Below are 5,816 nucleotides of genomic sequence, written 5' to 3' on the forward strand. Positions count from 1 at the left end.
TCAGTAAACAGATCAGTTACTGACACACCGCGTTCGCGAGCAAGCCCGCTCCCACATTTGGACTGCGTTTATCCTGATGTTAAGGCTTCAACGGGCGCTCCTGGTCGCGCTCGGAAAGCTCTGTCCCATCATCGGGATGTTTCCAGGTTTGCGGTTTTTGCTCTTCGCGCTGCCGTGGTTGCTCGCGTTCCGGCGCATCGCGGCGCTTGTGTTCGTCAGCCATTGCCACCTCCTATCCGTAAGCATGGGTCACACCCAGCAGCATAGAACAGGGCAGGATTTTTGAAGGCCATCGTGATTGATAGCCAATGAACATCAATCTATCCAAATTTGTCACTTATCATTTCTAAATGTGTCAGCCACTATTCCAGGTCTTAAGCGAAACAAGCACTTTAAAAAGAACGCTGGAGACACAAAACCATGACTAGCCCTACCCGGCCCGACTCTGCCCGCTCTAAAGTTGGTGCGGTATTCCGCGTTACCTCGGGCAACTTCCTCGAACAGTTCGATTTCTTTCTGTTCGGCTTCTACGCCACCTATATTGCTGCCGCGTTCTTCCCCGCCGCTAATGAGTTTGCGTCATTAATGATGACCTTTGCCGTGTTCGGCGCGGGCTTCCTGATGCGGCCGTTGGGCGCAATCATTCTGGGTGCCTACATCGATGACGTCGGTCGCCGCAAAGGGCTGATCGTGACGCTGTCGATCATGGCCAGCGGCACGCTGTTGATCGTGCTGGTGCCCGGTTATCACACCATTGGCCTGTGGGCGCCGCTGCTGGTGCTGTTGGGCCGCCTGTTGCAGGGCTTCTCAGCCGGCGCTGAACTGGGCGGCGTGTCCGTCTACCTGTCCGAAATGGCTACTCCGGGCCGCAAAGGCTTCTACACCAGCTGGCAATCGGGCAGCCAGCAGATCTCCATCGTCGTCGCCGCCGCGCTGGGTTACGGCCTGAACGTGTGGATGGACCCGGCAGTGGTTGCCGATTGGGGCTGGCGCATTCCGTTTGCGATTGGTTGCGTGATCATCCCGTTCATCTTCATCCTGCGGCGCAACCTGCAAGAAACCGAAGAGTTCGCCAACCGCAAGCATCGCCCGACCATGCGCGAAGTCATGGCGACCCTGGTGAAAAACTGGACAGTGGTGATTGGCGGCATGTTGATGGTGGCCATGACCACCACCGCGTTCTACCTGATCACTGTGTATGCACCGACCTTCGGCAAGACCGTGCTACAACTGAGCACGTCCGATGCACTGCTGGTGACCCTGCTGGTGGCTGTGTCGAACTTTGTCTGGCTGCCGATCGGCGGCACCTTGAGCGACCGCTTCGGCCGCAAGCCGGTGCTGATCGCCATGACCGTGCTGACCGTGCTTACGGCTTATCCAGCACTGTCCTACGTGGTTAACGCCCCAAGCTTCGCGCATATGCTGGAAACCCTGCTGTGGTTCTCCTTCCTCTATGGCATGTACAACGGCGCGATGATTCCGGCCCTGACGGAAATCATGCCGGTGGAAGTGCGCGTGGCGGGCTTCTCCCTGGCCTACAGCCTGGCGACCGCAATCTTCGGTGGTTTTACCCCGGCGATTTCCACCTGGTTTATCCACATCACCGAAGACAAGGCCTCGCCGGCCTACTGGATGATGTTCGCAGCGCTGTGCGCCCTGCTCTCGACCCTGGCGTTGTATCGTCGCGCCAACACCCGCGGGCAGGTCATGCAGGGGGCCGCGCAATGAAGCCTCTGTTCAAGACCCTGACAGCCCTGGCCCTCGGCGCCCTGGCGCTGACGGCTCAGGCCGAACAGCTCAAGGTGATGACCTCCGGTGGTTTCACTGCCGCTTATAAACTGCTCGGCCCGCAATACGCCCAGCACAGCGGCGACACCCTCGACACCGTTCTCGGCCCGTCCATGGGCAAGGCGCCGGAAGCGATTCCCAACCGGCTGGCTCGTGGTGAGCACGCCGACGTGGTGATCATGGTCGGCTACGCCCTGGATGAGCTGATCAAGCAGGGCAAGGTCGACCCGGCTTCCCGCGTGGAACTGGCGGACTCGCGCATCGGCCTGGTGGTGAAGGAAGGTGCGGCCAAACCGCAGATCGGTACCGATGCAGAATTGAAGGCGGTGCTGCTCAAGGCCAAGTCGGTGGCGTATTCGGACAGCGCCAGCGGTGTGTATGTCGAGAAAGAGCTGTTCAAAAAGCTCGGAATGCCCGCCAAGGGCACCATGATCGAACGCGTGCCGGTGGCCGAGCAGGTCGCCAAGGGTGATTACGAAGTCGGCTTGCAGCAGGTCGCGGAATTGTTGCCGGTCAAAGGGGTGACTTACGTCGGCAAGATCCCGGAAGACGTGCAGTCCGTGACACGCTTTGCCGCGGGCATTCCGGTCAATGCCGAGCACCCCGCGCAGGCCAAGGCACTCTTGCAGTACATGGCCTCGCCCGAGGCGCAACCGGTGGTGCAATCCACCGGCCTGGACTCGGTGTCACGCTGACCGAAACGGCATTTCCCGCACCAACCGCTCCAACTCCAGCGCCGCTGGCGGTAACGTCCGCCCGCGGCGCTTGATCAAGCCCACGTTGCGCATCACCTGCGGCTCCACCAGCGGCACACTCACCAGAATCGGGTGTTCCAGCGCCGGCATCGCAATCGACGGCACCATCGCCACCCCCAGCCCAGCCTCCACCAGCCCGATCATCGTGGTCACGTGGTGCGTCTCGCAGATACTCGGCTTTTTCACCCGCACGCCGCGCAGGGCCTGGTCCAGCAGGAAGCGGTTGCCCGAGGTTTTGTCGACGGTGATGTAGTCATGCTCATAGGCTTCGGCCCAGGGCACGCTGTCACGCCCGGCCAACGGGTGATCACGCCGGCATGCCAGCACATAGCGCTCCTGCAACAGCAACTCGAATTCCACCTCATCGGCCAGGCTGCCGCTGAAACTCACGCCGAAATCCGCCTCGCCGCTTTCCACCGCATTGCACACTTCACCGGCACTCGCATCCAGCACCCGCAGGCGAATTTTCGGGTACAGCTTGTGGAATTCGGAGATCACGTGGGGCATGAAGTAGTACGCGGTGGACGGCACACAGGCGATGGTCACGTTACCCATGCGCGTGGAGGCGACGTTGCTGATGCCCATCAAGGCGACGTCGAGGTCATCGAGCATGCGCTCGACCTGCGGCAGGAACGCGCGGCCCACCATGGTCAGGCTGACCCGCCGCGTGGTGCGTTCGAACAGCTTTACGTCCAGCGCGGTTTCAAGCTTTTCGATGCGCCGGCTCAGGGCCGGTTGCGAAATACGGATGGCCTCGGCGGCGCCGCGAAAACTGCCCTTGTCTACCACAGCGCGGAAGGCTTGGAGATCGTTGAGGTCGAAGTTGATGATCACGGAAAGGCGGCCAATTGAGTCGGGATGAGCGGCATTATCGTCCGGCTGTCGAGCGCAGGCTAATCAAACGCGCCAGGCAAATCCCGCACTCGCCTGAAGCGCCCGGCCCATAGGGGCTGCGGCAAGGGAACGAAAACACTCGAAACAATTCAAATTGGCGCATTTTAGTATAAATTGCTCGTCATTCATCAAAAGCATTCAAGGAGGTTCCCCGTGGCAACTCTGCAAGCTCACACGATCCAGGCACTGCAAACCCATCGCACTACCCTGCTCACCGAATGGGTTGCCAGCCTCGAAGCTTCGGGGGCCACGCGTAACGTCAAGGGCGAAGACCTCAAACAACAGGCCGGCGACTTCCTCAACCTGCTGATCGCCGCACTCCAGCAAGGCGGCTCGCAACAGGTTGGCCAGGAAAGCTGGGCTGAAACCCGGGTCTTCCTGGAGAAGCTCTCCCACAGCCGCGCATTGATCGGCCAGGACTCGCAGCAGACCGCCAGCTTCATCTTCGCCCTCAAAGGCCCGATGTTTGCCCTGCTGCAACGCGAGTATGCCGAGCAACCAGCGCAACTGGCCGAGCAACTGTGGGAAATCTCCGAGCTGCTCGACGCACTGGGCATGCACACCATCCGTACTTTCCAGAAATCCCGTGAGTCGGTGATCAAGCGCCAGCAGGAAGAACTGCTGGAACTCTCCACCCCGGTAGTCAAGCTGTGGGACGGTGTACTGGCGCTGCCGATGATCGGCACCCTGGACTCGCAACGCACCCAGGTGGTCATGGAATCGCTGCTGCAGCGCATCGTCGACACCGGCTCGGAAATCGCCATCATCGACATCACTGGCGTGCCGACCGTGGACACCCTGGTGGCCCAACACCTGCTGAAAACCGTAACCGCCATCCGCCTGATGGGCGCCGACTGCATCATCAGTGGCGTACGCCCGCAAATCGCCCAGACCATTGTGCACCTGGGCCTCGACCTGCAAGGCGTGGTGACCAAGGCTAACCTGGCGGACGCCCTGGCGCTGGCCCTCAAGCGCCTGGGCGTCACCATCAGCAAGGCTGTTTAAGTATGGAACGCATCCCTATTTTGCAGATGGGCGAATTCCTGCTGGTGACCATCCAGGTGGACATGCACGACCAACTCGCGCTGACCCTGCAGGACGACCTGTCCGAACGTATCAGCCGCACTTCGGCGCGGGGCGTGTTGATTGATATCTCCGCGCTGGACATGGTCGACTCGTTTATCGGGCGCATGATCGGCACGATTTCCGGCCTGTCGCGCATCATGGATGCCCAGACCGTGCTGGTGGGCATGCAGCCGGCCGTGGCCATCACGCTCGTGGAGCTGGGCATGACCTTGCCTGGCGTGGCGACCGCGTTGAACGTCGAGCGCGGCATGAAACTGCTGCGCGACCGGGTAGGACACTCATGACCGAAGCCAGCAGCGGCACGCATCCCGTGCTGATCGAACAGGACGTAGTGCTGGCCCGACAATTGGTACGCAGGCTGGCGCAGGAATGCGGCATGCGCCTGATCGATCTGACCAAACTGGTGACCGCCGTCAGCGAGCTGGCGCGTAACACCGTGGTCTACGGCGGCGGCGGCTATATGGACTGGGCCGTGGTCGAGAAGGACCACCGCTCCGGCCTGCGCCTGACCTTTCGCGATGAAGGCCCCGGCATCCCCGACCTTAAGCTGGCGATGACCGATGGCTGGACTTCCGGCGGTGGCCTGGGCCTGGGCCTGACCGGAGCCAAGCGCCTGGTCGACGAGTTTGAACTGGACACCGAGCCCGGCAAAGGCACCCGCGTGACGATCACCCGATGGAGTTGAACATTCCCAGTGCCCTGACCCAGGTGCTGTTGATCGAGGATGTGAGCCAGGTCGGCTATGCCCGGCGCACCGCGCAACAGCTGGCCGAGCAACTGGGGTTTGATGAAACCGATGCCGGGCGCGTGGCGCTGGTGGCCACGGAGCTGGCGAGCAATATCCTCAAGCATGCCGAGCATGGCGAGCTGCATTTGCGCGCTACGGGCAACCAGGGCGTGGAGATGATCGCCGTGGACCGTGGCCAGGGCTTTGACCTGGACAGCTGCCTGGTGGATGGGTTTTCCACCGGCGGCACCCAGGGTATCGGCATGGGCGCGATTTCACGCGTGGCGCAAGTGTTCGATGTATACGCCGACTCGCGTGGCACCGCGATGCTCGCCCGCCTGTATCCACGCGCCTGCGGCGCCAAAGACATCCGCTATGGCGTCAGCCAGCACTCGCTGCACCACGACCCGGCCTGCGGCGATGCCTGGCACCTGGCGATCAGGCCCGGGCGCTTCGCCGTGATGATGGCCGACGGCCTGGGCCATGGCAGCGAAGCCGAACGGGCCGCGCGCGCCGGTGAAGAGGTGTTTGCCCAGGACGCGTTCCTGGATGCAAACGTATTGTTC

The 5,816-nt window shown here is 61.7% G+C and carries 8 protein-coding genes; 6 read left to right on the forward strand and 2 right to left on the reverse strand.

Going from position 1 to position 5,816, the window contains the following annotated elements; translation table 11 throughout:
* Window positions 1-79 precede the first annotated feature (79 nt).
* Entirely contained in the window at window positions 80-223 is a 144-nt protein-coding gene (locus tag WBR57_RS19485; protein WP_424085721.1) for a hypothetical protein, read from the reverse strand.
* A gap of 197 nt (window positions 224-420) precedes the next feature.
* Here WBR57_RS19485 and WBR57_RS19490 point away from each other — a divergent pair, with 197 nt between their 5' ends.
* Together WBR57_RS19490 and WBR57_RS19495 are read left to right on the forward strand one after the other, a co-directional pair.
* Window positions 421-1,728 (forward strand): MFS transporter, encoded by a 1,308-nt coding sequence (locus tag WBR57_RS19490; protein ID WP_424085723.1) that lies wholly within the window; start codon window positions 421-423, stop codon window positions 1,726-1,728.
* Complete coding sequence (locus tag WBR57_RS19495) at window positions 1,725-2,483, forward strand: substrate-binding domain-containing protein (protein ID WP_424085725.1); 759 nt, start codon at window positions 1,725-1,727, stop codon at window positions 2,481-2,483. Before WBR57_RS19490 ends, WBR57_RS19495 begins: the two co-directional genes overlap by 4 nt.
* Here WBR57_RS19495 and WBR57_RS19500 read toward each other — a convergent pair.
* Window positions 2,475-3,377, reverse strand: a complete 903-nt coding sequence (locus WBR57_RS19500) for a LysR family transcriptional regulator (protein ID WP_424085727.1) — start codon at window positions 3,375-3,377, stop codon at window positions 2,475-2,477. The two genes, WBR57_RS19495 and WBR57_RS19500, sit on opposite strands and share 9 nt — an antisense overlap.
* Before the next feature lie 213 nt (window positions 3,378-3,590).
* On the opposite strand from WBR57_RS19500, the gene WBR57_RS19505 reads away from it, so the two are divergent.
* The 4 genes from WBR57_RS19505 to WBR57_RS19520 form a co-directional block, all read left to right on the forward strand.
* On the forward strand, window positions 3,591-4,442 hold the full coding sequence (locus tag WBR57_RS19505) for an STAS domain-containing protein (RefSeq protein ID WP_424085729.1): 852 nt from the start codon (window positions 3,591-3,593) through the stop codon (window positions 4,440-4,442).
* A gap of 2 nt (window positions 4,443-4,444) precedes the next feature.
* Window positions 4,445-4,807 (forward strand): STAS domain-containing protein, encoded by a 363-nt coding sequence (locus WBR57_RS19510; RefSeq protein WP_424085731.1) that lies wholly within the window; start codon window positions 4,445-4,447, stop codon window positions 4,805-4,807.
* Entirely contained in the window at window positions 4,804-5,208 is a 405-nt protein-coding gene (locus tag WBR57_RS19515; RefSeq protein ID WP_424085733.1) for an anti-sigma regulatory factor, read from the forward strand. Before WBR57_RS19510 ends, WBR57_RS19515 begins: the two co-directional genes overlap by 4 nt.
* Window positions 5,199-5,816, forward strand: a 618-nt coding sequence (locus tag WBR57_RS19520) for an ATP-binding protein (protein ID WP_424085735.1), incomplete at its 3' end; no start/stop codon positions are given. The genes WBR57_RS19515 and WBR57_RS19520, both read left to right, overlap by 10 nt.

It is taken from the genome of Pseudomonas sp. (assembly GCF_049590575.1).
GTDB lineage: Bacteria > Pseudomonadota > Gammaproteobacteria > Pseudomonadales > Pseudomonadaceae > Aquipseudomonas.

Excerpts from the sequence above, each read along its gene's own strand:
- WBR57_RS19485 (WP_424085721.1), bottom strand. The coding sequence starts at position 223 with ATGGCTGACGAACACAAGCGCCGCGATGCGCCGGAACGCGAGCAACCA.
- WBR57_RS19490 (WP_424085723.1), top strand. The coding sequence starts at position 421 with ATGACTAGCCCTACCCGGCCCGACTCTGCCCGCTCTAAAGTTGGTGCG.
- WBR57_RS19495 (WP_424085725.1), top strand. The coding sequence starts at position 1,725 with ATGAAGCCTCTGTTCAAGACCCTGACAGCCCTGGCCCTCGGCGCCCTG.
- WBR57_RS19510 (WP_424085731.1), top strand. The coding sequence starts at position 4,445 with ATGGAACGCATCCCTATTTTGCAGATGGGCGAATTCCTGCTGGTGACC.
- WBR57_RS19515 (WP_424085733.1), top strand. The coding sequence starts at position 4,804 with ATGACCGAAGCCAGCAGCGGCACGCATCCCGTGCTGATCGAACAGGAC.